22 protein-coding genes are annotated in these 23,093 nt (G+C 72.7%); 11 read left to right on the forward strand and 11 right to left on the reverse strand.

Features of this window, described 5'->3' with window-relative positions; translation table 11 throughout:
- Positions 1-24: 24 nt before the first annotated feature.
- Complete coding sequence (locus M8C17_RS23285; RefSeq protein WP_252418681.1) at positions 25-1,077, forward strand: acyl-CoA desaturase; 1,053 nt, start codon at positions 25-27, stop codon at positions 1,075-1,077.
- 224 nt (positions 1,078-1,301) lie between these two features.
- Positions 1,302-2,456, forward strand: a complete 1,155-nt coding sequence (locus M8C17_RS23290) for an FHA domain-containing protein (protein ID WP_252418682.1) — start codon at positions 1,302-1,304, stop codon at positions 2,454-2,456.
- Positions 2,457-2,512: 56 nt separating this feature from the next.
- On the opposite strand, the gene rocD is transcribed toward M8C17_RS23290, so the two are convergent.
- The 3 genes from rocD to M8C17_RS23305 all read right to left on the reverse strand — a co-directional run bounded on the left by rocD (position 2,513) and on the right by M8C17_RS23305 (position 5,687).
- The gene (gene rocD / locus M8C17_RS23295) at positions 2,513-3,727 is read right to left on the reverse strand and encodes an ornithine--oxo-acid transaminase (RefSeq protein WP_252418817.1); all 1,215 of its coding nucleotides are present in this window, start codon (positions 3,725-3,727) and stop codon (positions 2,513-2,515) included.
- Positions 3,727-4,542: a dimethylargininase gene (gene ddaH / locus M8C17_RS23300; RefSeq protein ID WP_252418818.1), complete on the reverse strand. Its 816-nt coding sequence runs from the start codon at positions 4,540-4,542 to the stop codon at positions 3,727-3,729. The genes rocD and ddaH overlap by 1 nt, the downstream gene beginning before the upstream one ends.
- A gap of 413 nt (positions 4,543-4,955) precedes the next feature.
- On the reverse strand, positions 4,956-5,687 hold the full coding sequence (locus tag M8C17_RS23305) for a DMT family transporter (RefSeq protein WP_252418683.1): 732 nt from the start codon (positions 5,685-5,687) through the stop codon (positions 4,956-4,958).
- 166 nt (positions 5,688-5,853) lie between these two features.
- On the opposite strand from M8C17_RS23305, the gene M8C17_RS23310 reads away from it, so the two are divergent.
- Positions 5,854-6,663 (forward strand): Fpg/Nei family DNA glycosylase, encoded by an 810-nt coding sequence (locus M8C17_RS23310; protein ID WP_252418685.1) that lies wholly within the window; start codon positions 5,854-5,856, stop codon positions 6,661-6,663.
- A 23-nt stretch (positions 6,664-6,686) separates the two neighbouring features.
- Here the strand turns inward: M8C17_RS23310 and M8C17_RS23315 are convergent, their stop codons facing one another.
- Positions 6,687-7,553 carry an aminoglycoside phosphotransferase family protein gene (locus M8C17_RS23315; RefSeq protein ID WP_252418686.1) on the reverse strand — a complete coding sequence of 289 codons (867 nt, stop codon included), beginning with the start codon at positions 7,551-7,553 and terminating at the stop codon, positions 6,687-6,689.
- Positions 7,554-7,825: 272 nt separating this feature from the next.
- Here M8C17_RS23315 and M8C17_RS23320 point away from each other — a divergent pair, with 272 nt between their 5' ends.
- Together M8C17_RS23320 and M8C17_RS23325 are read left to right on the forward strand one after the other, a co-directional pair.
- Positions 7,826-9,091 (forward strand): AGE family epimerase/isomerase, encoded by a 1,266-nt coding sequence (locus M8C17_RS23320; protein WP_308209582.1) that lies wholly within the window; start codon positions 7,826-7,828, stop codon positions 9,089-9,091.
- Entirely contained in the window at positions 9,088-10,041 is a 954-nt protein-coding gene (locus M8C17_RS23325) for a PfkB family carbohydrate kinase (RefSeq protein WP_252418687.1), read from the forward strand. Before M8C17_RS23320 ends, M8C17_RS23325 begins: the two co-directional genes overlap by 4 nt.
- Before the next feature lie 73 nt (positions 10,042-10,114).
- On the opposite strand, the gene M8C17_RS23330 is transcribed toward M8C17_RS23325, so the two are convergent.
- The 3 genes from M8C17_RS23330 to M8C17_RS23340 form a co-directional block, all read right to left on the reverse strand.
- Entirely contained in the window at positions 10,115-11,098 is a 984-nt protein-coding gene (locus M8C17_RS23330) for a LacI family DNA-binding transcriptional regulator (protein WP_252418819.1), read from the reverse strand.
- Positions 11,099-11,168: 70 nt separating this feature from the next.
- A complete protein-coding gene (locus M8C17_RS23335) occupies positions 11,169-12,548 on the reverse strand; it encodes an FAD-dependent oxidoreductase (protein WP_252418689.1) in 1,380 nt (459 codons plus the stop codon).
- A 23-nt stretch (positions 12,549-12,571) separates the two neighbouring features.
- Positions 12,572-13,708, reverse strand: a complete 1,137-nt coding sequence (locus tag M8C17_RS23340; RefSeq protein ID WP_252418690.1) for a glutamate--cysteine ligase — start codon at positions 13,706-13,708, stop codon at positions 12,572-12,574.
- Positions 13,709-13,931: 223 nt separating this feature from the next.
- On the opposite strand from M8C17_RS23340, the gene M8C17_RS23345 reads away from it, so the two are divergent.
- The 4 genes from M8C17_RS23345 to M8C17_RS23360 all read left to right on the forward strand — a co-directional run bounded on the left by M8C17_RS23345 (position 13,932) and on the right by M8C17_RS23360 (position 18,079).
- Positions 13,932-14,225 (forward strand): DUF6412 domain-containing protein, encoded by a 294-nt coding sequence (locus M8C17_RS23345; protein ID WP_252418691.1) that lies wholly within the window; start codon positions 13,932-13,934, stop codon positions 14,223-14,225.
- A gap of 96 nt (positions 14,226-14,321) precedes the next feature.
- Positions 14,322-15,077: a YidC/Oxa1 family membrane protein insertase gene (locus M8C17_RS23350; RefSeq protein ID WP_252418692.1), complete on the forward strand. Its 756-nt coding sequence runs from the start codon at positions 14,322-14,324 to the stop codon at positions 15,075-15,077.
- A gap of 72 nt (positions 15,078-15,149) precedes the next feature.
- On the forward strand, positions 15,150-16,559 hold the full coding sequence (locus M8C17_RS23355) for a carbohydrate-binding protein (RefSeq protein ID WP_252418694.1): 1,410 nt from the start codon (positions 15,150-15,152) through the stop codon (positions 16,557-16,559).
- 149 nt (positions 16,560-16,708) lie between these two features.
- Positions 16,709-18,079: a chitinase gene (locus M8C17_RS23360; protein ID WP_252418696.1), complete on the forward strand. Its 1,371-nt coding sequence runs from the start codon at positions 16,709-16,711 to the stop codon at positions 18,077-18,079.
- Between the two features lie 54 nt (positions 18,080-18,133).
- Here the strand turns inward: M8C17_RS23360 and M8C17_RS23365 are convergent, their stop codons facing one another.
- On the reverse strand, positions 18,134-18,805 hold the full coding sequence (locus M8C17_RS23365; RefSeq protein ID WP_252418698.1) for a DedA family protein: 672 nt from the start codon (positions 18,803-18,805) through the stop codon (positions 18,134-18,136).
- 98 nt (positions 18,806-18,903) lie between these two features.
- Positions 18,904-19,518, reverse strand: a complete 615-nt coding sequence (locus M8C17_RS23370) for a DUF1349 domain-containing protein (protein ID WP_252418700.1) — start codon at positions 19,516-19,518, stop codon at positions 18,904-18,906.
- Positions 19,519-19,612: 94 nt separating this feature from the next.
- Here M8C17_RS23370 and M8C17_RS23375 point away from each other — a divergent pair, with 94 nt between their 5' ends.
- Together M8C17_RS23375 and fabG are read left to right on the forward strand one after the other, a co-directional pair.
- Positions 19,613-21,265: an alpha-amylase family protein gene (locus M8C17_RS23375; RefSeq protein WP_252418701.1), complete on the forward strand. Its 1,653-nt coding sequence runs from the start codon at positions 19,613-19,615 to the stop codon at positions 21,263-21,265.
- Positions 21,266-21,308: 43 nt separating this feature from the next.
- Positions 21,309-22,067, forward strand: coding sequence for a 3-oxoacyl-ACP reductase FabG (gene fabG, locus M8C17_RS23380; protein ID WP_252418702.1), 759 nt, complete (start codon positions 21,309-21,311; stop codon positions 22,065-22,067).
- A 78-nt stretch (positions 22,068-22,145) separates the two neighbouring features.
- Here fabG and M8C17_RS23385 read toward each other — a convergent pair whose 3' ends face one another.
- Together M8C17_RS23385 and M8C17_RS23390 are read right to left on the reverse strand one after the other, a co-directional pair.
- Positions 22,146-22,562, reverse strand: a complete 417-nt coding sequence (locus M8C17_RS23385; protein ID WP_252418704.1) for a hypothetical protein — start codon at positions 22,560-22,562, stop codon at positions 22,146-22,148.
- A complete protein-coding gene (locus M8C17_RS23390; protein ID WP_252418705.1) occupies positions 22,555-22,947 on the reverse strand; it encodes a hypothetical protein in 393 nt (130 codons plus the stop codon). The genes M8C17_RS23385 and M8C17_RS23390 overlap by 8 nt, the downstream gene beginning before the upstream one ends.
- Between the last annotated feature and the right edge of the window lie 146 nt (positions 22,948-23,093).

Below are 23,093 nucleotides of genomic sequence, written 5' to 3' on the forward strand. Positions count from 1 at the left end.
GCGTGAGCGGGAACGGGAGCATCAATGGCGCTCGGAGCGGTGGCAGAACCGCCGGTACGACGGCGAGGTAGTGACTACGCACAGTTGTCTCGACGGATCAGTCAGGCGGGTCTGCTGGACCGACGCCCCGGCTGGTACGTCGCCCGCATCGTGCTCACCCTCGGTGCGTTCGTGGCCGGCTGGGTCGCCGTGTTCCTGGTCGGCGACTCCTGGTGGCAGTTGCCGCTCGCGGCCGCGATGGCGGTGGCGACGACCCAGGTCGCGTTCCTCGGCCACGATGCCGGGCACCGCCAGATGTTCCGCCGACGCGGCCCGAGCGAGATGGTGGGTCTCTTCGCCGGCAACGCGGCGGTGGGGATCAGCTACGGCTGGTGGGTCGACAAGCACAACCGGCACCACGCCAACCCGAACCACGAGGACGAGGACCCGGACGTCGGCGCGGGGGCCCTGGTGTGGACGCCCGAGCAGGCGCTGGAGACCCGAGGGTTCGGTCGCTGGCTGGCCAAGCGCCAGGCGTACCTCTTCTTCCCGATGCTGCTGCTGGAAGGGCTGAGTCTGCACGTGGCGAGCATCCGGGCGATCGTCGGCCGGGAAGCGGACGGGCGGTACACCACCCCGATGCGGCACCGGGTGGTCGAGGGGGTGCTGCTGGTCGCGCACACCGCCGGCTACGTGGCACTGCTGCTGGCGGTCATGTCGCCGGTCAAGGCGCTGCTCTTCGCCGTCGTGCACCAGGCGCTGTGGGGCCTCTACATGGGCTGCTCGTTCGCGCCGAACCACAAGGGCATGCCGATGCCGACCGCCGAGGACGAGCTGGACTTCCTGCGTAAGCAGGTGCTGACGTCGCGCAACGTGCGGGGCGGCCTGCTCGTGGACACCGCGCTGGGCGGGCTCAACTACCAGATCGAGCACCACCTGTTCCCGAACATGCCCCGGGCCAACCTGCGCCGGGCACAGCCGATCGTCCGCGCGTACTGCGTCGAGCAGGGCATCCCGTACGCCGAGACCGGGCTGGTCGAGTCGTACCGGCAGGCACTCGGACACCTGCACGAGGTGGGGCAGCCGCTGCGCGGCTGAGCACCCCGGCCGCTGGGCGGCTGGAGACGTACGTGGCGGGGGCGGTGCCGGACGGCACCGCCCCCGCTTCGTCGTGTCGGGACGCAACGACACCCGCGACCGCTGGTCGATGCCGTTCGGCGTGCCCGGTAGGGTCGGCGCATGGCAGACCTGCTCACCGCGGGGTCACCCACCCGCGACGTGGACCTCGCGCCCCGGATCGACGAGATCATCCGGAGTGCCCGATGAGGTTTGAGATCAGCAAGGTGCTCGACGCCATCGAGGGGCGGGTCTGCACGGACCCGTCGCTGGCCCGGGCCGTGCTCGACCTGGCCGAGGTGATCCGCTACCAGGACATCGACGGTGGCCGGCCGGCCAGCCTGCTGCGGCTCGGCATGGTCATCGACGCGCTCTCCCGGGAGTTGGAGGAGGACAGCGTCCAGGTCTACGCGGTGGTGCACCGTGCGTTGCTCTCCGACGCCGACCTGACCTCCAACGAGCGGATGGTGGTCCGCCGCTGGGCCGACGACGGGCTCGTCGAGGTGCTCGACAACCCGGGCGACCGGATGTTGGAGGTTGCCGACCTGCTCGGTCTGCCGGTGCTCAGCCGGGTCCGCTTCGACGGGTTGCGCGGTCGGTTCCCGTGGCTGGTCGAGCAGCCCGGTCGGGTGGTCGCCCCGGTGCCCGGCGCCGGCGGGCCGGTGTTCATCGCACACGTCGGCGGTGGCCACTCGCCGGTGGCCGGCAAGCGGTCGCCGACCGGCGCCAAGCTGCTGGCCCGCCAGTGGCGCTGCCCGGAGTCGGGCTGCGCGCTGTTCGGCGGCGGTGGTGGGGGTGGTGCGTTCGCCGACCTGGCCGGGGGTGCCGACCGCAGCCCCGCCGCGCAGCCGCCGCCCGCGCTGCGCAACGGCGTACCGACCTGCCCCCGGCACGGCGTACGGCTCGGTGACGCCGGCCCCCGGCCGCGTTCGGAGGTGCTCGCCGTACGCGTCGGCGGCCTGGTGCGACGGCGGTTCGTGCTGACCGAGGACCAGCCGGTGGTGGCCGGCCGTGCTCCGGAGCAGGACGGCGGCATCATGCTCGGGCAGTGGCTCAACGACGAGGCCCGACGGTGGATCAGCCGGGGGCACGTCCGCTTCGAGCTGCGGGTCGGCGAGGTCATCGTGACCGACGTGAGCACCAACGGCTCCGGTATCCGCCCGGCCGGCTCGATGGCGGAGTCGGACCGGATTCCCCTGGCTCCGCAGCAGTCCCGGGTGCTCGGTGAGGGCGACATGGTGGAGCTCTACCCCGGGGTGCAGATCGGTCGGGCCGAGGAACTGCCCGCCGGCGCCCCCTTCACCCCCACCTCGGTGATGGCCGAGGCCCCCACCATGGCGATGCGCCTACCCCGCGCCTGACGCGAGGGCGGGCGCCGGGACCGTGGTCCCGACGCCCGCCCGAAGCGCGTCCCGGTTCAGCCGGCCAGTACGGCGGCGAGCTGGGTCACCGCCAGGTCGATCTCCTCTTCGGTGATCACCAGCGGCGGGGCGAGCCGGATGGTGGAGCCGTGGGTGTCCTTGGCGAGCACACCGCGCTGGGCGAGCCGCTCGCACGCCTCCCGTCCGCTCATCAGCGCCGGGTCGATGTCCAGACCGGCCCAGAGGCCCCGGACGCGCACCCCGACGAGACCCTTGCCGACCAGCCCTTCCAGGCCGGCCCGCAGCCGCTCACCCAGCTCGGCCGACCGGCGCTGGAACTCGCCGGTGGCCAGCAGCCGGACGACCTCGATCGCCACCGCGCAGGCGAGCGGGTTGCCGCCGAAGGTGGAGCCGTGCTGGCCGGGCTTGAGCACGCCGAGCACGTCGGCGTTCGCGGCCACGGCCGAGACCGGCACGATGCCGCCGCCGAGCGCCTTGCCCAGCAGGTACATGTCCGGCACGACACCCTCGTGGTCGCAGGCGAAGGTCGCGCCGGTCCGGCCGAGGCCGGACTGGATCTCGTCGGCGATGAACAGCACGTTGCGGTCGGTGCAGACCTGGCGTACGCCCGGCAGGTAGCCCTCCGGTGGCACGACGACGCCCTGCTCGCCCTGGATCGGCTCCAGCAGCACGGCGACGGTGTTCTCGTCGATCGCGGCGGTCAGCGCGTCCAGGTCGCCGTACGGGACCACGGTGAAGCCCGGGGTGTACGGCCCGAAGTCGGCGCGGGCGTCCTCGTCGGTGGAGAAGCTCACGATGGTGGTGGTACGGCCGTGGAAGTTGCCCTCGGCCACCACGATGTTGGCCTGACCGGCGGCCACGCCCTTGACCTGGTAGCCCCACTTGCGGGCCACCTTGATCCCGGTCTCCACGGCCTCCGCGCCGGTGTTCATCGGCAGCACCAGGTCCTTGCCGCACAGCTCGGCCAGCTCCCGACAGAAGTCGGCGAACTGGTCGTGGATGAACGCCCGGCTGGTCAGCGTCAGCCGGTCCAGCTGGGCGTGCGCGGCGGCGATCAGCTGGGGGTGCCGGTGACCGAAGTTGAGGGCGGAGTAGCCGGCCAGGCAGTCCAGGTAGCGCCGGCCGTCCACGTCGGTGAGCCAGGCACCTTCCGCGGACGAGATCACCACCGGCAGGGGGTGGTAGTTGTGCGCTGTCCAGCGCTCGGCGTCCCGGACCGCTCCCGGCGTCCGCAGAATGTCATCCACGATCACTTGCTTGCCTTTCCCTGACGGAGTCGCAGCGTGCAGCACTTCGGTCCGCCGCCGGCCTTACGCAGCTCGGACAGGTCGACACCGATGGTCTCGTAGCCCCGGTCGCGCAGCTTGGCGGCCAGGTCGGTCGCCTGCGCGGGCAGCACCACGTGCCGCCCGTCGCTGACCGCGTTCAACCCCAGCACCTCGGCGTCGGCCATCGTGGCGTGCACGGCGTCGGGGAAGAGCCGACGCAGCACGGCCTGGCTGCCGGGGGAGAACGCCTCGGGCAGGTACGCCACGGTCCGCTCGTCGAGCACGGTCAGCGCGGTGTCCAGGTGGTAGAAACGCGGGTCGACCAGCTGCATGGTGATCACCGGGTAGCCGAAGACCTCCTGCAACTGGGCGTGCGAGGCGTGCGCGGTGCGGAAGCCGGTGCCGGCGAGCAGGTGGTCGCCGGCCAGCAGGACGTCGCCTTCGCCCTCGTTGACGTGCTTCGGGTCGTACATCTCGAAGCCGGCGGACTCGAACCAGGCCCGGTAGGCCGGTGCCTCGTCGGCGCGCTGCGGGTCGCGGAACTGCACGGCCATCGCCTTGCCGTCGATCACGGTGCCACCGTTGGCGGCGAAGACCATGTCGGGCAGGCCGGGCAGCGGAGTGATCTCCTCGACGGTGTGGCCCAGGTCGCGGTACGTCTGGCGCAGCTGCTCCCACTGGCGGACGGCCAGCGCGACGTCGACCGGCGCGCTCGGGTCCATCCACGGGTTGATCGCGTAATCCACGGCGAAGTACGTCGGCCGGCACATCAACAGGCGCTGGCTGGTGGCGTCCATCGTCATTGTCCTGCTCCCAGGGGTCGGGCGCGCCCGGCCACCGTGGCCCACGGGCTGGCGCCGTTGCTCAACGTTATGCGGCGTCAGCAGCAGGATCCACCACCGAGAGTTGCGCGCACCGAACATTCGTTGCGTCTGAGCGGTCTGCTGCTGCGATTCGTTGCGCTGAGGGTGGAGGGAGCCGGGATTCGTGTTCCGGGCCACCTGCCGGAGGCATGCACGGTGGCCGGGCCGCCGCTGGTCGGGAGGCTCACGCGTCGGGGCCCGGCGAACCGGGCCCCGGAAAGACTTCAGGGGCGGCGAACCGCCGCCCCTGAAAGGGTGTCGCCCGGCCGGTGAACCACCGGGGAGTTCGGGCTGCCGGCGAACCGCCGGCCTTGCCGGTGCACCACCGGCGAGCGGAACAGTGCCCGCTAGAACCGATCCACAAACTGTGAGTCAAGCCACTCGCGGAACCGCTGCACCCAGTCGCCGTCGGTGGTCGGCCAGTCGAACTGACCGGTCATCGCCAGCACCCCGAGCACCACGGCGGCCAGCCCGATCAGCACACCGAACAGCGCGTCGGTCTTGCCGGCGACGTGCCGGCGGCGGGTGGCCGACAGGCCGAGCACCGAGAGCACCGCGCCGAGGGCGCCGAGCCCGATGCCGTACCCGGCCAGGGTGCCGGTCAGCACGAAGAGCGCACCGGCGACGGCGACGATCAGGCCGAACGTGGCGAGCAGGCTGGCCCGCGGCCTCGGGCCGCGCGTCACCGGCGGCTCGGTCGGGTCCGGGGTCGGGTCGACCGGCCGGTCGGTCGCGACCCGGTCCTCCGGGTCGGGCCCTCGGGTCGTACGGTCCCGGTCGAGGTCCGCGTCCCGGTCGACGGTGCGCTCCACCGTCGGCGCCGGGTCGGTGCCGCGCCGGGCGTCCCCCTCCACCGGCCGAGCCGTGGCGGCGCGGGCCACCGCGGCCCGCTCGGCGGCCCGCCGCTCGGCCTCGTCGCCGGTCCCGGCACCGCTGCGGTACGTCGTCTGCTCGGCGTCCCGGTCGGTGACCACCGGGCGCCCGACGGCCCCGTCGTCGGACCGGTTCGTGCCATCGATGTTCTCGTCCCGGGTCGGCACCGGCTCCGACCGGCGGGACAGCGAAGGAATCTTGACCACAACACACCTCCTGATGAATGCGTGGTGGCCGATCGAACGGGTGGCATCCACGCGGTACCACCCCGAAATACCCAGCTGGGCGTTTCCTGACACCAGTACCGGGTACGGGCACCTCCCGATCTCCGCATCCGGTGTGGTCGTCCGGCGCTGACTATCCTTGGCAACCGTGCCAGAGGGACACACCATCCATCGCCTGGCGGCCCGGCACGCCGAGCTGTTCGCCGGGGACAAGCTGCACGCCGCGAGCCCGCAGGGCCGTTTCGCCGAGGGCGCCGCCCTGCTCTCCGGCACGGTGCTGGAGGGCACCGAGGCGTACGGCAAGCACCTGCTGCACCACTACGCCACCGACCTGACGCTGCACGTGCACCTCGGGCTGTACGGGAAGTTCACCGACGGGCCGGGGGAGCCACCGGAGCCGGTCGGTCAGGTGCGGCTGCGGCTCGCCAGCGACCGGCACTGGCTGGACCTGCGCGGGCCGACCGCCTGTGAGCTGCTCACCCCACCGGAGGTGGTGGCGCTGCGCGAGCGCCTCGGACCCGATCCGTTGCGCGCCGACGCCGACCCGGAGCGGGCGTACGCCCGGATCTCGCGGAGCCCGACGCCACTGGCCGCGCTGCTGCTGGACCAGTCGGTGGTGGCCGGCACCGGCTTGATCTTCGTGACCGAGGCGCTGTTCCGGGCCGGGTTGCCCCCGACGATGCCCGGCCGGCGGCTGACCCGGCCGGGGTGGGAGACGCTCTGGGCCGACCTGGTCGAGCTGATGCGGCTCGCGGTGGTGCGCGGCCGGATCGACACCGTCCGCGACGCGCACCTGCCGGAGGCGATGGGCCGGCCGCCCCGGGTGGACCGGCACGGTGGCGAGGTGTACGTCTACCGCCGCCCGGGCGCGCCCTGCCACGTCTGCGGTGACGAGGTGAGCCGCGGCGAGCTGGCCGGCCGCAACCTCTACTGGTGTCGTACCTGCCAGGCCGGCTGATCGGCCCGATGTGCGACGGTCGGTCAGTGCTCGTCGAGCAGCCAGCGGACCACCTCGATGCGGTGCGCGAGGACGGCGTCGCCGTCGAAACTCCAGGCCAGCGTCTGGCCGATCGTCCAGCCCCGGACCCGTTCCCGGTCCAGCCCCAGCTCGGCGCTGAGCCGGTCGAGCCGGTGCCGGACGGCGGCCGGCGAGTGGCCCAGCTCCCGGCCGCGCACCAGCGGCACCACCGAGAACTCCCGCTCACCGGTCAGCGGCTTCGGGTCGATCACCAGCCACGGTTCCCGGTCGGCGGCGAGCACGTTGCCGGCGTGCAGGTCCTGGTTGACCAGCACCTGCTCGCCCTGGCTGGACGCCAGTTCGGCGAGCAGGGCGAGCGCGGCGTCGAGCAGTCGCCGCTCGTACGGCCGGCCGGCCCGCTCCCAGGCCCGGGGCATCCGGTCGATCCAGCCGGCGGTCTCCTCGGCCAGCGGGGTGAAGGGCGCGCCGGCCGGCCGCCACAGCCGGGGCAGCAGCCCGGTCAGCACGTCCAGCGCCCGGTCCGCGGGCAGTTCGTGCAGCGCGGTGCCTGGTCGGCAGCGCTCCACCAGCAGCGCCCGCCGTTGCGGGTCGTGGTGCAGCAGCCGGATCGCGCCGTCGCCGTCCCAGTGGGCCAGCGCGTCGGCCTCGTGCCGGCTCTCACCGTCCGGGTACTGGAGCTTCAGCACGGCCGCCGTGCCGTCGGGCAGGCCGGCGGGCAGCGCCAGCGAGGCGTAGGCGTACTCGAACGGTGGCCCGAGTCGCAGCGACCACCTTTCGGTGCACTCCGCCAGGCGGTCGGGGAGTACGGCCAGCCAGTCCCGACCGGCTGGCGTGCCGCGTACCCAGTCGAGACCCTCGGGCAACTCCATCCGGCCATCCTGGAGCATCCGGTCGTGCGTTGCGGGCTCGGGTCGTCGCGGTGCCGGTGTGACGCAAGCGGAATTGACAGCCGCCGGCAGCCAGAGCAGGGTGGACGCGAGACAACGATGTCAACGGGCAAATGGGAGGAAATGCCCATGATCCTTCCTGCCGTGTGGCCGGCCGGCTCGCGGCGTCCCGTTGGCGGTTTCCCGGCGCGGACCCGGTCCGCCCACCGATCCTGGCCGTATGTCCCTTTCCTACCCGACGGTGACCAGCTGAGATGACCGACGTGCCCCGATCCGACGCCGCACCGACCCCCGCTCCGGCCGGGTCGCCCGAGCTGCCCGACCTCGACGAGTTCCTCGCCGACCAGACCCGCACCCTGCTCGACACGGCCCGCCGCGCGGTCCGGCCCGAGGGCGGCTTCTGGTGGTTGACCGACGACCTCACCCCGGACCGCAGCGAGCCGCTGCACACCTGGATCACCTGCCGGATGACCCACGTGGCGGCCCTCGCCCACCGCAACGGTGACCCGGACGCCGCCGCCCTCGTCGACCACGGGATCGCCGCGCTCAGCACACTGCTGCGCGACGAGCGGTACGGCGGCTGGTTCGGCGCCGTGGACCAGCAGGGCGTACCGACCAACGAGCGCAAGGCCGGTTACGACCACGCGTTCGTGCTGCTCGCCGCGTCCGGCGCGGCGCGCGCCGGACGGCCCGGCGCGGACCAGTTGCTCGCCGACGTGCTGGCCGTGGTGCGGGACCGGTTCTGGGACGCCGACGCCGGCGCGGTCCGCGAATCCTGGAACCGGGACTGGTCGGTCACCGAGGACTACCGGGGCGCCAACAGCAGCATGCACATGGTCGAGGCTTTCCTCGCCGCGGCCGCCGCCACCGGCGACGCGAGCTGGACCGACCGGGCCCTGCGGATCGGCGCCCACCTGGTCGACGGCGAGGGCGCCCGGCACGACTGGCGGCTGCCCGAGCACTTCACCGCCGACTGGTCGCCGCTGCCCGACTACAACCGGGACCGGCCCGCCGACCCGTTCCGGCCGTACGGCTCGACGATCGGGCACTGGCTGGAATGGGCCCGCCTGCTGCTGGAGCTGGAGGCGGTGCTGCCGCAGCCGCCGCGTTGGCTGCTCACCGATGCCCGTGCCCTGTTCGCCGCCGCTGTGCGGCGCGGGTGGGCGGTCGACGGGGCTGACGGTTTCGTCTACACGATCGACTGGGACGACCGTCCGGTGGTCCGCGCCCGGATGCACTGGGTGGTGGCCGAGGCGATCGGGGCCGCGGTCACCCTGCACCGGCGCACCGGGGACGCGGTCTACGCCGACTGGTACCGGGTGTTCTGGGGGTACGCGCGCCGCTACCTGGTCGACGACAGCGGATGGCGGCACGAGCTGGACCCGCAGAACGTGCCCGCCGGTACGGTCTGGCACGGCCGGCCGGACGTCTACCACGCCTACCAGGCGGTGCTGCTCTCCCGCTCGGCCAGCGCGCTCGGCGGCCCCGGCCCGCTCGCCGCGGGGACGGTGCCCGCGTGATCGTGGTGGCGGGCGAGGCCCTGATCGACCTGGTGGTCACCGCCGACGGGCAGCGGGCGGTGCCGGGTGGCTCGCCGGCGAACGTGGCGGTCACCCTGGCCCGGCTCGACCAGCCGGTACGTCTGCTGGCCCGACTCGGCGCCGACGCGTACGGCGGGCAACTCGCCGACCACCTGACCGCCAACCGGGTGGACCTCGGCTGGGCGGTGCGTGCCGAGCAGCCCACGTCGGTGGCGGTGGCCACCCTCGACGCCAGCGGACGGGCCAGCTACGAGTTCCGCCTCGTCGGCACGGCGGACTGGCAGTGGACGCCGCAGGAGCTGCCCGACCTGGCCGGTTCCCCGGCGACCGCCCTGCACACCGGGTCGCTGGCGCTCGCGCTGGCACCCGGCGCGCAGGTGCTGGAGGACCTGCTCGGCCGCGAACGCCGCCGGGACGGGCTCACCGTCTCGATCGACCTCAACCTGCGTCCCGGCATCGTCTCCGACCGGGCCGCGGAGCAGGCGCGCGTGGAACGGCAGATCAGCCTCGCGCACCTGGTCAAGGCCAGCGACGAGGACCTGGCCTGGCTCTACCCGGAGCGCACGGTGGCCGACGTGATGGCCGCGTGGCGTGCGTCCGGGGTGTGCTGCGCGGTGGTGACCTGCGGCGGCGACGGCGCCTGGCTGCTCGCCCCCGACGGCTCGACGCACCAGCAGCCGGCGGTGCCCACCACGGTGGTCGACACCGTCGGTGCCGGTGACGCGTTCACCGGTGGCCTGCTGGCCGCCCTGGCCGACCTCGACGCGCTCGGTGACCGGCCGGCCGATCGGCTCGCCGCGGTGACCGCCGGGCAGTGGGACGTGGTGCTCCGGCAGGCGGCGACGGTGGCGGCGTTGACCTGTGGCCGTCGCGGTGCGGACCCGCCCCGCCGCGCCGAGGTCGAGGCCCTGCTCGGCGCCGCGAGCTGAACCCACTGGCGACCAGCCGGTTGCACCGTGACGGCCCGGCCTTCTTCAGGGTCGGGCCGGCACGGGTGAACGCTCAGCCGGCGGTCGGCGGGGTCAGGCCGCGACGCAGCAGCCGGGTGGGCAGCACCGTGGTCGACGGTGGGGAGTCGTCACCGGCGATCCGTTGGAACAGCCGCTCGGTGGCCACCCGGGCCAGCTCGCGGGTGTCGTAACCGACGACGGTCAGCGGTCGCGGCATCAGGTGGGCCAGCTCGAAGTCGTCGAAGCCGACCAGCGCGGCGTCGCTGCCCCGCCGGTGCAGCTCCTGGAGAGCACCGACGGTGAGCCGGTTGTTGCCGCAGAAGAAGGCGGTGGGCGGGTCCGGCAGGTCGAGCAGCTCGGCGACCGCCCGTCCGGCCTCCTCCGGTGCGATGAGCCGGTCGCGGACCAGGGCGCCGTCGGGTTCGATCCCGGCGGCGCTCAGCGCCGCGCGGGCGCCGGCCAGCCGCTCGCGGATGGTGGGCACGGTCGGCGCGCCGAGCAGGACACCCACCCGGCGGTGCCCCTCGTCGAGGAGCGCGCCGACCCCGGCGCGGCTGCCGCCCTGGTTGTCCAGCAGCACGGCGTCCGCCAGCAGCCCCTGCGGCGGCCGGTCCAGGAAGACCACCGGCATGCCCAGCTCGACCTCGCGGCGCAGGAACGAGTGGTCCGGGCCGGCCGGCACGACCAGCAGCCCGTCGACCCGGCGCTGCGTGAAGTCCTGGAGCAGGGCCCGCTCCCGCTCCGGGTCCTCCTCGGAGGAGGCGGTGATCAGCATGGTGCCGTGCTCGGCGGCGATGTCGGCGGCGACGCTGGCGATGGTGGCGTAGAACGGGTTGGCGATCTCCTCGATGAGCAGACCGACGGTGGCGTTGAGCTGCCGGGAGCGCAGGTTGCGGGCGATGTCGTTGCGCCGGAAGCCCAGCTCGCTGATGGCGGCGAGCACCCGGCTGACCAGTTCCTGACCGACCGGTTCGTCGTTGACCACGCGGGAGACCGTCTTGAGGCTGACCCCGGCGAGCCGGGCCACGTCGACCATCGTCGGGCGCCGGCGTACCGCCGGTCGGGTCGGGGTCTGGGTCACGGGTGGTCCTCCACGGCGGGCGCGGTCAGCGGCCGACGGCAGCCAGCGCGTCGACCGCTTTTCGGGCGGCGATCAGCACCGGGTCCCAGACCGGTGCGTACGGCGGAGCGTAGCCGAGGTCGAGGCCCGTCATCTCGTCCACCGTCATGCCGTTCCACAGCGCCACGGCCAGCGTGTCGATCCGTTTGGCCGCCTCGGACCAACCGACGATCTGTGCGCCGAGCAGCCGCCCGCTGGGTCGTTCGGCGATCAGCTTGACGGTCATCGGCCGGGCACCGGGGTAGTAGCCGGCGCGGCTGGTCGACTGGGCCACCACCGAGATGAACTCGAAGCCGGCCGCGGTGGCGTCCCGCTCACGTAAGCCCGTGCGACCCACCTCCAGGTCACAGACCTTGGTGACCGCCGTGCCGATCACGCCCAGGAAGGTGGCGTACCCGCCGCCGATGTTGATCCCGGCCACCCTGCCCTGCTTGTTGGCGTGCGTGCCCAGCGGTATGTGCACCGGCATCCCGCTGACCCGGTGCAGCGTCTCCACGCAGTCGCCCGCTGCCCAGATCCCGGGCAGCCCGGGCACCCGCATCCGGCGGTCCACGCGGATCGCGCCGGTCGGCCCGAGCGGCAGCCCGGCGGCCTCGGCGAGCGCGACGTTGGGGCGTACGCCCAGGCCCAGGACGACGAGGTCGGTCGGGATCGGCCCCTCGGCGGTGACCACCGCGGACACCCGCCCGTCCCGCTCCTCCAGACCGGTCACGGCCATGCCGGTGCGGATCGTGATGCCCAGGCCGCGCATCGCGTCGGCGACAAGCTCGGCCATGTCGCCGTCCACCGTGGACATGGGCTGGTCGGACTGCTCGACCAGGGTGACGGAGAGGCCGCGCTGAATCAGCGCCTCGGCCAGCTCGACACCGATGTATCCGCCGCCGACCACCACCGCCCGCCGTGGCTGCGGCTCGCTGTCGAGCCACTCGCGCAGCGCCGACCCGTCGTCGAGGGTCTGCATGCCGAACACGCCGGCCGCGTCCGTCTCCGCCCAGGAGGGCTTCACCGGCACCGCGCCGGCGGCGTACATCAGCTCGTCGAAGCTCTCGCGGACCTCGCCGCCGCGTTCCAGGTCGCGGGCGACGACCTCCCGGCGATCCAGGTCGATGGCGGTCGCCTCGTGGCGTATCCGCACGTCGATGGCGTGTTCGCTGCGGAACGTCTCCGGGGCCCGGGCGATCAGCTGCTCGGGGTCGGGGACCAGGCCGCTGATCCAGTACGGGATGCCGCACGCCGAGTAGGAGGTGAAGTGCCCCCGCTCGAAGACCACGATCTCCAGGTCGTCGGGGCCACGGCGGCGTCGGGCCTGGGATGCCGCCGACATTCCGGCGGCGTCACCGCCGATGACGATCAGCCGTTGCGTCACAGAACCATCCTGTCACGCAATGATCAGTCGCGGGTCTGTCGTGCCACGTCCTGCACCACGTCGATGAGGCGGCCCGTGCGGGCGTACACGGCGCGTTGCCGGGCGGCGCCGGTGCCGTGCCGGCGCAGCCCACCCAGCAGGTCGGTCACCTCGGCCCAGTCGCCGTGCTGTTCCAGCGCCGGTCGCATCCGTTCGACGAACCGGTCCAGCAGCTCCCAGGCCGGGCGCAGCTCGCCGGTGGTGACGTCGACGCCGTCGCCCTCCAGGCCGTCGTGGGCGGCCCGCCAGTGTGCGCCGACCAGCAGGTGGTGGTCGGTCTGCAGGGCCGGACGGTCGGCTTCGACGTCCGCCATGGCGGTGGCCACCAGGGCTCGGACCAGCGCGGCGACCAGCACGGCGTCGTCGACCGACGGGCAGACGTCACCGATCCGCAGCTCCACCGTCGGGTACTTCGCCGACAGCCGGGCGTACCAGTAGAGCATCCCCTCGTCGAGCATCACCCCACTGGAGATCAACTGGCGGATCAGCCGCTGGTAGTGCTCGTGCGACTCCAGCCACGGCGTGGGCGCGACCGACGGCCACCGCTCCCACTCCACCGAACGCCAACTGGCGTAGCCGGTGTCCTCGCCCCGTGAGAAGGGGGAGTTGGTCGTCACCGCGTGCAGCATCGGCAGCCAGGGCCGGACGTGGTTGAGCACCTGCACACCCGTCTCCGGGTCGGGGACGCCCACGTGCACGTGCATGCCGTTGTTGCCGGGACCGGGAACGAGCAGCCGGAACCGTTCGATCATCCGGTCGAACCGGGGCTTGTCCACGACGGGCGGCACCGGGCCGTCCACCGGGCCGGTGCCGATGGCCAGCAGCCGTACGCCGGCCCGCTCGGCGGCGTCGGCGAGCGCCTTCCGCAGCACGCCGAGGGAGTGTCGGATCGAGGAGAGCTCCAGGCCGGGCGGGCTGCCGATCTCGATCTGGCTGGTCTGGAACTCCCGCTCCACCTGCCCACGAAGCTCCGCCGGGACCTGCTCCAGGACGAGGTCGACGGCGGGTACCGCGGCTCCGGTGTGCGGGTCGACGAGCAGGAACTCCTCCTCGACACCCACGGTGAGCAACTCGGTCCCCGCGGCCGTTCCGCTGGGCGCCTCCGCCACCTGGCCGGTCATCGACACCACCGTCCGATCCTGCCGCTCGCGGTCCGTCCGCGTCGGTCGGGCGTCTGGTTACCCACCGTGGCGATGCCGGGAAACGTGATGACGGCGCGTCGGCCGGCGTGTCGACCGTGCACCGCGCGTCTCTCCCGCGTGTCGTCCGGCGCACCCGTCCCGGCCCACAGGGAGTGGCCGCGATCCGGCCCGCGGGCGTGACACCGGGTCCTACGCTGAGCCGGTGCCGGTACCGCTGGGGTTCTTCGGGGTCGCGTCGATGTACGCGTTCGCCCAGGTCACCCTTCTCGCGGACCGCCCCGCCGACCTGCTCGCCGGGGCCGCGCTGACCGCCCTGGCCCTGATCGCCGCGTTGCTCGCGGCCCGGGTGGTCCGCCTTCCGACGGCACCGGGCACCGGTCGGCGCTCGGTCGGGCTGCGGGCACGCTCCCGTGGTCGCCGCGTGCCGCGGCAGGTCGACCCCGACGCCGCCGGGCGGCCTCGCCCCCGCGCACCCGGCCACCCCTCGGCCGCGTAGCGCCCGCTGTCGCGGCCGATCCCGCCGTCACCGGTCCTCCGCCGGGCGGACGCCGCCCGATGAGGACCCCACCGGAATCGGACCGAGGGGTTTTTCATGCTTGCCTTCGCACCACTGAGCAGCACGGTCGGCGCCGCCGGCACCGCGCTGTCCTGGCTCACCGATCTGCTCGAACCGCTGGCCGGCGGCACGGCGACCGCCGCAGCCATCGTGCTGTTCACCATCGCCGTTCGGTTGCTCATCTCGCCGCTCACCGTCGCGCAGGTCCGTGGGGAGCGGCGCCGCGCGGCGCTCGCCCCCCAGGTCCGCGACCTGCAGCGGCGGTACGCCGACGACCCGGCGAAGCTGCAGAGTGAGGTGTTCGGCCTGTACCGCTCGGCCGGCGCCAACCCGATCGCCGGCTGCCTGCCGTTGCTGCTCCAGGCACCGTTCCTGCTGGTGCTGTACCGGCTGTTCACCACCACCGAGGGCGGCACCGGGCTGCTGGAGGAGCGGTTGGCCGGCGTGCCGTTGGGCCACCATCTCGGCGACGGCCTGGGCGGGGCGGCCGGTCCGCTCTTCGCCATCCTGCTGGCCGTGCTGCTGGTGCTGGCCTGGGTGTCGTCGCGGCGCGCCCGCCGGGCGTCGGCGGCGGTCGGCACGGTGGCCGGTACGCCCACCGAGGGGCCGGGTGCGGCCACGCTCGGCCGGTTGCTGCCCCTGCTGCCGTTCACGACCGTGCTGGTGGCGCTGGTGCTGCCGCTCGCGGCGGTGATCTACCTGGTGACCACGACCGCCTGGTCGGTGCTGGAGCAGGCGGTGCTCCGGCGACCGCAGGCAACCCCGGCGACCGCCGACATAGATCGACGTTGACAACTGTGTGGACGGGACGTACAACTCTGAGAGAGCGCTCTCTCGACCCGTCCCCCGCAGAGAGGCACGTCCATGTCACCTCCCCCGGCGGCCACCGCCGCCCCGCCCGTCCGACGCCGTCTGCTGGCGTCCGTCCTGCTCGTCGCCACCACCACCGCCCTGGCCGGCGTCACCATGACCGCGCAGGCCGCCGTGCCGCCACCCCCCGCAGGCTGGAGCACGGTCTGGAGCGACGACTTCACCGGCGCGGCCGGCACCCTGCCGTCGGCCGCCAACTGGATCATCGACACGGGGCACAACTACCCGGGCGGCCCGGCCAACTGGGGCACCGGCGAGATCCAGAACTACACCGCCAGCACCGCCAACGTCAGCCACGACGGCGGCGGCAACCTGCGGATCACCCCGCTGCGCGACGGTGGGGGAGGCTGGACCTCCGCCCGGATCGAGACCGTGCGCAGCGACTTCAAGGCCCCGGCCGGCGGCGTGCTGGCGATCGAGGGTCGGATCCAGATGCCGAACGTCACCGGTGCCGCGGCGGCCGGCTACTGGCCGGCATTCTGGGCGCTCGGCTCGCCCTACCGGGGCAACTACCAGAACTGGCCGGGCATCGGCGAGTTCGACGTGATGGAGAACGTCAACGGCATCAACTCGGTCTGGGGCGTGCTGCACTGCGGCGTCGCCCCCGGCGGACCGTGCAACGAGTCGAACGGCCTCGGCGCGTCCCGGGCCTGCCCGGGCGCGAGCTGCCAGTCGGCGTTCCACACCTACCGGTTCGAGTGGGACGCCTCGATCAGCCCCCAGCAGCTGCGCTGGTACGTCGACGGGCAGCTCTACCACACCGTCACGCAGACTCAGGTCGGTGCGTCCGCCTGGTCGCAGATGACCTCGCACGCGGGCTACTTCCTGCTGCTCAACGTCGCGATGGGCGGCGCCTTCCCGAACGGGGTGGCCGGCAGCGGCACGCCGACCGCGGCGACTGTCCCGGGTCGACCGATGCTGGTCGACTACGTGGCCGTGTACCGCCGGGGTGGCGGGACCACACCGCCGCCGACCACCCCGCCGCCGGGTGGGACGAGGGATGCGTACGGGCAGCTCCAGGCCGAGTCGTTCAACGCCCAGAACGGGGTGGCCGTCGAGGCGTGCTCCGAGGGTGGGCAGAACATCGCCGCGCTGCGTAACGGGGACTGGGCGCGCTACGACGGCGTCGAGTTCGGCTCCAGCGGGCCTCGCGACTTCGTGGCCCGGGTGGCCTCCGGCGCGGCGGGCGGGGTGAGCGGTCTGGTCGAGGTGCGGCTGGACAGCCCGACGGCGGCTCCCATCGGCAGCTTCGCCGTCGGCAACACCGGCGGCTGGCAGAGCTGGCGCTCGGTGCCGGGCAACGTCGCCGGCGGGGTGACGGGCCGGCACACCGTCTATCTCACCTTCACCAGTGGCCAGCCGAACGACTTCGTCAACGTCAACTGGTTCACCTTCCGCCGCTGAGGCGGACGCTCTCCGGGCCTCCCGTCGCGCCGCCCGCGCGACGGGAGGTCCGCTCATCCGGGCGGCCTCTGGACATAAACAGTTAACTGTCTTAATAATTAGCGCCAACGTTGACGTCCATGGATGCCCGCCCGGGCGTGGAGGGTCGCATGAAACCTGCCAGACCGCTTGTTCTGTCCCTGGTCACCGCGCTCGTCGCGACGCTCGGCGCGGCCTGGGTCGCGCTGCCCGCGTTCGCCGCCGGTGCCACCGCCAGCTTCGTCAGGACCGCCGACTGGGGCTCCGGCTGGGAGGGGAAGTACACCATCACCAACGGTGGCACCTCGACCGTCAACGGTTGGAGCCTCACCTTCGACCTGCCGGCCGGCACCACCCTCGGCAGCTACTGGGACGCCCTGCTCAGCTCCGCCGGTCAGCGGCACACCTTCACCAACCGCTCCTGGAACGGCAGCATCGCCCCGGGTGCGTCGGTCTCCTTCGGCTTCCTGGGCGCCGGCTCCGGCTCGCCCACCGGCTGCCAGCTCAACGGCGCGCCCTGCGGGAGTGGCACCCCACCCACCACGCCACCGCCCACCACGCCGCCCCCGACCACACCGCCTCCGACGGACCCGCCCACCGGTGGCCTGCCGAAGCACCTGCTCACCGGCTACTGGCACAACTCCGACAACCCCGCCGTCGAACTGCGACTGCGCGACGTCCCCGCCGACTACGACCTTGTGGCGGTCGCCTTCGCCGAGGCCACCGCGACGCCGGGCGCGCTCACCTTCGGCATCGACCCCGGGCTGGCCACCTCGCTCGGCGGCTACACCGACGCGGACTTCACCGCCGACGTGCGCACCCTGCACAGCCGGGGCCAGCGGGTGATCCTCTCCGTCGGCGGCGAGACCGGTCGGGTCACCGTCAACAACGCCGCCTCGGCCACCGCCTTCGCCGACACGGCCGCCGCGCTGATCGCCCGCTACGGCTTCGACGGGATCGACATCGACCTGGAGAACGGGCTCAACCCGACGTACATGGCACAGGCGCTGCGCGCGCTGCGGGCCAAGGTCGGCGCCGGCCTGATCATCGCCATGGCGCCGCAGACCATCGACATGCAGTCCCCGGCCGGCGGCTACTTCAAGCTGGCCCTGGACATCAAGGACATCCTCACCGTCGTCAACACCCAGTTCTACAACTCCGGGGCGATGCTCGGCTGCGACCAGAACGCCGCGTACTCCCAGGGCACGGTGAACTTCATCGTCGCGCTGGCCTGCATCCAACTGGAAGCCGGGCTCCGCCCCGACCAGGTGGGCCTCGGTCTGCCAGCCGGGCCGGGCGCGGCCGGCGGCGGCATCGTGGCGCCCAGCGTGGTCAACGCCGCGCTGGACTGTCTGGCCAGAGGCACCAACTGCGGCAGCTTCCGGCCGCCGCGCACCTACCCCGGCATCCGTGGCGCGATGACCTGGTCGGTGAACTGGGACGTCAGCAACGGCAACGGCTTCGCCCGCGCCGTGGCGCCGCACCTGGACACCCTGCCCTGACCGGCGGGAAGGGTCCGCCGCTCGACGCCCGGAAGGGCTGAGCGGGAACGTGGTTCAGCGACCGGCGGTCACCGACCGCCGGTCGTCGCGTCCCCGGCGTCGGCGCATCTTGCGGACCACCCAGCCGGCCACCATGACGACGAAGACCGCGACGATCCCGTAGTTGAACCAGTCGCTGTACCGCTCGACGTCCTGCCAGCGGCTCCCCAGCGCGTAGCCGGCCCCGACGATGAGGCTGTTCCACACGCCGCTGCCGATCGTGGTCAGCACGATGAACTCACCCAGCGGCATCCGGTTCGCCCCGGCGGGAACGGAGACGAGGCTACGGACCACCGGCACCACCCGGCCGATCAGCACCGCCCACCGGCCGTGCCGCTCGAACCAGCGGTCGGCCTTCTCCAGGTCGTCGCGGTCCACCAGCGGGATACGGTCCAGCCAGCGCTTGAGCCGCTCCTCACCCAGCGCCGCGCCGAGCCAGTAGAGCACCAGCGCGCCGACCAGCGAACCGACCGTCGCGGCCAGCACCACGAGCACCACGTTGAACCGGCCCTCGCTGGCCAGGTAACCCGCGAGCGCCAGGACGATCTCGCTGGGAATGGGCGGGACGATGCTCTCCAACGCCACCAGCAGCGCCACCCCGGCCGGCCCCATGCCCTCGATCACGGTGGCCACCCAACCGGTCAACCCGGTGAACGTGGCCGGGTCGACATTCTGGGCGAGCGCCATGGTCGTCCTTCCGCGTCGGTTGCCGGGGGATCGGATGGTCATACCCGATCGGTGCCCGGCCACACCTGCCGGTGAGCCCGGCCACGCTGTCGTGCCGGTCAGTGCTCCGGGTGCAGCGCGGCGTCGGCCGGCCCCTGTCGCCAGCCGGTGAACACCACGGTCAGGCCGGCGCGGACCGGAGCGCAGCAGAACGGGCCGGCGGTGACCTCGACCGTCGGGTCCAGCGGGGCGAGCCGGACCAGACGCCACGGCTCGCCGTCGACCCGCGCACGGACGGTCAGTGCGTCACCGGCCCGGCTGACGCGGACGGTCACCTCCCGGCCCGCCCACTCCGGCACCGGCGCCACCGACCAGTCGGAGAACTCCCGGGTCACCACGGCGCCGAGCTGGAGCTCCCCGTCGCTCATCTCCACGCCGGCCTTCACCCAGCTGCGCTCGTCCACCCGGACCAGCGCACCGGCCTGGTCGAACTGCCCGCTGAGGTCGAGCCGGAAGCTCACCTCCATGGCGGTGCCGGCGGGCAGCGGGGCCAGCAGGGCCGGCCCGTTGTCGTGTACGAAGCCGTAGCTGGTCCGCCGCCAGAAGTCGCTCTCCGCCGCCGGTTCGATGACCAGCTCACCGGCCGGGCCCTCCTCGGCGCGCACCGGCTGGTGCAGCCAGTCGCCCCGGGTCCAGTCCAACGGTTCGCTCGGCGGTACGAGGTCGATCTCCATGACCCGCACGGTACCGGCCGGAACCGGTCGGCTCCGGGCGCCGGCCGCCCGGAGCGGGTTTGCCGCGATGATCAACCGGAGAAGTTTCTCCGGCATGGGTGACCGTTGGTACTCCGAAGCCGTCGTCTACTGCCTCGACATCGACACGTACGCCGACTCCGACGGCGACGGGGTCGGTGACATCCGCGGCTTGATCGGCCGGCTGGACTACCTGGCCCGGCTGGGGGTGACGTGCCTGTGGCTGCACCCGATCCACCCCTCGCCCAACCGCGACGACGGCTACGACGCCACCGACTTCTACAACGTGGACCCGCGCTTCGGCACCCTCGGCGACTTCGCCGAGCTGCTGCACCAGGCCCAGAACCGGGGCATCCGCGTGATCATCGACCTGGTGGTCAACCACACCTCCGACGAGCACCCGTGGTTCCAGTCCGCCCGTTCCTCGCCGGACTCGCCGTACCGCGACTGGTTCGTCTGGTCCGACACCGAGCCGGACGACCGGCACCAGGGCATGGTCTTCCCCGGTGAGCAGAACGAGACCTGGAGCTACGACCGGACGGCCAAGGCGTGGTTCTACCACCGGTTCTACAAGTTCCAGCCGGACCTCAACTTCGCCAACCCGGCGGTCCGCGCGGAGATCAAGAAGATCATGTCGTTCTGGCTCCAGCTCGGTGTCTCCGGCTTCCGGATGGACGCGGTGCCGTTCATCATCGAGCTGACCGAGCCGGGCAACCCGAACTCGCCGAAGGACTTCGAGTTCCTCACCGAGATGCGCCAGCACGTGCAGTGGCGACGCGGCGACGCCGTCCTGCTGGCCGAGGCGAACGTCGAGCCGGACCAGTTGCCGACGTTCTTCGGCGACGCCAGCGGCTCCGGCAACCGGATCCACATGCTCTTCGACTTCATGCTCAACGGTCGACTCATGCTCGCCCTGGCCCGCGAGGACCCGGAGCCGCTGATCGACGCGTTGCACGACACCCCGAAGCTGCCGGTCGGCGGGCAGTGGGCCACCTTCCTGCGCAACCACGACGAGATCGACCTGTCCCGGCTGACGACCGAACAGCGCAACCAGGTGTACGCGCAGTTCGGCCCGGACGAGAACATGCGCATCTACGACCGGGGCATCCGCCGCCGGCTCGCCCCGATGCTCGGCAACGACCGGCGTCGCATCGAACTGGCGTACGCCCTGCAGTTCTCGCTCCGGGGCACTCCGGTGCTGCGGTACGGCGAGGAGATCGGGATGGGCGAGGACCTGTCGCTGCCCGGTCGGGACGCGATCCGTACCCCGATGCAGTGGTCGTACCAGCCGAACGCCGGCTTCTCCACGGCGGACCCGGAGAAGCTGGTCCGTCCCGTGATCGACAAGGGTGAGTTCGGCTACCAGAAGGTCAACGTCACCGCCCAGCGCGGCGACCCGAAGTCGCTGCTCGCGTGGTTCGAGCGCATGATCCGGACGCTGCGCGAGGCGCCGGAGGTCGGCTCCGGCTCGACCACCCACATCGACGTGGCGATGCCGGCCGGGGTGCTGGCGCACCGGGCCGACGGGCCGACCGGGACGATGGTCTTCGTGCACAACCTGGGCACCGACGACGTCGAGGTGGACCTCAGCAGTCTCGAGCCGGAGGCCGACCTGCCGATCGACGTGCTCGCCGACCGTGGCTACGGCGAGTTGGGCAAGCTCGGCGCGGTGAAGGTCTCCGGCCACGGATACCGGTGGATTCGCCTATGCCGAGGGTCGGCCTGTTGACGTTAAGCTCCTCCGATCGACCCCACGTTACCGGGAGGTAATCATGTCGGAGGAGTCCCGCGTCGCCATCGTCACCGGAGCCGCGCGCGGTATCGGCGCGGCCACCGCCCGGCGGCTGGCCGCCGACGGGATGGCTGTCGCCGTGGTCGACATCGAGGAGACCGCGACCAAGGAGACGGTGGACGCCATCGCCGCCGCCGGCGGCCGGGCGCTCGGCGTGGGCGCCGACGTGTCCGACCGGGCGCAGGTCGAGGCGGCCGTGGAGCGGATCGCCGCCGAGCTGGGCGCGCCGACCGTGCTGGTCAACAACGCCGGCGTGCTCCGCGACAACCTGCTGTTCAAGATGACCAACGCGGACTGGGACACGGTCATGGGCGTGCACCTGCGCGGCGCGTTCCTGTTCAGCCAGGCCGCCCAGAAGCACATGGTGGACCGCCGGTGGGGGCGGATCGTCAACCTCTCCAGCACCTCCGCGCTGGGCAACCGGGGTCAGGCGAACTACGCCGCCGCCAAGGCCGGCCTCCAGGGCTTCACCAAGACGCTCGCCATCGAGCTGGGGCCGTTCGGGGTGACCGTCAACGCGGTCGCGCCCGGCTTCATCGTCACCGACATGACCGCGGCCACCGCCGCCCGGATGAAGGTCGACTTCGAGGACTTCCAGAAGCACGCCGCCGCCGAGATCCCGGTACGCCGCCCGGGCCGGCCGGAGGACGTCGCGCACACCATCTCGTTCCTGGCCAGCGAGGGGGCGGGGTTCGTCTCCGGCCAGGTCATCTACGTCGCCGGCGGCCCGCGGGACTGACCGGCAGTCCGGGCGAGGACGCTCCGTCCACAGCGGAGCGTCCTCGACGCGGTGCGGTCGGTCAGGCGGTGCTGTCCTTCAGGCGGTGTCGCGGCGGGTGTGCCAGAGCCAGACCAGGCCGAGCACCGGCAGCACCAGCGGGATGTAGCCGTACCCGCTGCCGAACTGCGACCAGACCGTCTCGTCGGGGAAGAGTTCCCTGTCGGCGAGGCTCAGGATGCCGACCGCGAGCACGCCCACCAGTTCCACGGAGCAGCAGGCCAGCGCGAGCCGCCGGCCGGTGTGCCCGGCGCGGGCCAGCCCCACCGCCGCCACTATGTAGACCAGCGCAGCCAGCCCGGAGAGCAGGTACGCCACCGGCGCCTCGTCGAACTTCGTGGCGATCTGCAGGCCCGCCCGGCTCGTCGCCGCGATGGCGAAGAGCAGGTAGACCGCGATCAGCAGCCGCCCCGGGCCGGTGTTCGTGGCGCGCCGCGCCGGTCGTGTCTCAACCACCGAGCACCTCCCAGGTCTGCTGCAACCGGACCACCACCACCGGGGCGACCAGGCAGACCGCGCAGACGATCGCCGAACCCCAGCGGGTCGGCTCCATCCGCGCCAGCACCCAGGCCAGCGGTGGCAGGCAGACCAGCGTGACCAGGTAGCCGAAGAAGGCTCCGGGCTCGCCCGGCCGGTCCCCACCGCCGACCGCGACGAGCGCCAGCACGCTCAACGCGAGCAACGCCAGTTCCAGTACGCCCAGGCCGACGAACTGCACCCGGTCCGGCGGCCGGTGGCGTACCGCCGCCACCAGCGCCCATACCGCGACGAGCAGCGACAGCACGATGGACGCCGTCGCCAGGATCCCGTCCACCGGTGAGTCGGTGCCTACGCTGGTCACCGGAACCACCCGGTCGTTGCCACGGTCACCGGCACAGCCTACTAACCGTCGTAGTAACCGGCTGACGCCGCCTCGCCGCCTCGCTGTCTCCGCCGCTCGCTGTCGAGCTGCGCCACGAACGGGGCAGTCTGCCGAGTGGCCCAGGT

The organism is Micromonospora sp. RHAY321 (genome assembly GCF_023896955.1).
GTDB lineage: Bacteria > Actinomycetota > Actinomycetes > Mycobacteriales > Micromonosporaceae > Micromonospora.

Excerpts from the sequence above, each read along its gene's own strand:
- ddaH (WP_252418818.1), bottom strand. The coding sequence starts at position 4,542 with ATGGACGCCACCAGCCAGCGCCTGTTGATGTGCCGGCCGACGTACTTC.
- M8C17_RS23360 (WP_252418696.1), top strand. The coding sequence starts at position 16,709 with ATGAAACCTGCCAGACCGCTTGTTCTGTCCCTGGTCACCGCGCTCGTC.
- M8C17_RS23375 (WP_252418701.1), top strand. The coding sequence starts at position 19,613 with ATGGGTGACCGTTGGTACTCCGAAGCCGTCGTCTACTGCCTCGACATC.
- M8C17_RS23330 (WP_252418819.1), bottom strand. The coding sequence starts at position 11,098 with ATGGTCGACGTGGCCCGGCTCGCCGGGGTCAGCCTCAAGACGGTCTCC.
- M8C17_RS23315 (WP_252418686.1), bottom strand. The coding sequence starts at position 7,553 with ATGGAGTTGCCCGAGGGTCTCGACTGGGTACGCGGCACGCCAGCCGGT.
- M8C17_RS23350 (WP_252418692.1), top strand. The coding sequence starts at position 14,322 with ATGCTTGCCTTCGCACCACTGAGCAGCACGGTCGGCGCCGCCGGCACC.
- M8C17_RS23340 (WP_252418690.1), bottom strand. The coding sequence starts at position 13,708 with ATGACCGGCCAGGTGGCGGAGGCGCCCAGCGGAACGGCCGCGGGGACC.
- M8C17_RS23320 (WP_308209582.1), top strand. The coding sequence starts at position 7,826 with ATGACCGACGTGCCCCGATCCGACGCCGCACCGACCCCCGCTCCGGCC.
- M8C17_RS23290 (WP_252418682.1), top strand. The coding sequence starts at position 1,302 with ATGAGGTTTGAGATCAGCAAGGTGCTCGACGCCATCGAGGGGCGGGTC.
- M8C17_RS23370 (WP_252418700.1), bottom strand. The coding sequence starts at position 19,518 with ATGGAGATCGACCTCGTACCGCCGAGCGAACCGTTGGACTGGACCCGG.
- M8C17_RS23285 (WP_252418681.1), top strand. The coding sequence starts at position 25 with ATGGCGCTCGGAGCGGTGGCAGAACCGCCGGTACGACGGCGAGGTAGT.
- M8C17_RS23365 (WP_252418698.1), bottom strand. The coding sequence starts at position 18,805 with ATGGCGCTCGCCCAGAATGTCGACCCGGCCACGTTCACCGGGTTGACC.
- M8C17_RS23355 (WP_252418694.1), top strand. The coding sequence starts at position 15,150 with ATGTCACCTCCCCCGGCGGCCACCGCCGCCCCGCCCGTCCGACGCCGT.
- fabG (WP_252418702.1), top strand. The coding sequence starts at position 21,309 with ATGTCGGAGGAGTCCCGCGTCGCCATCGTCACCGGAGCCGCGCGCGGT.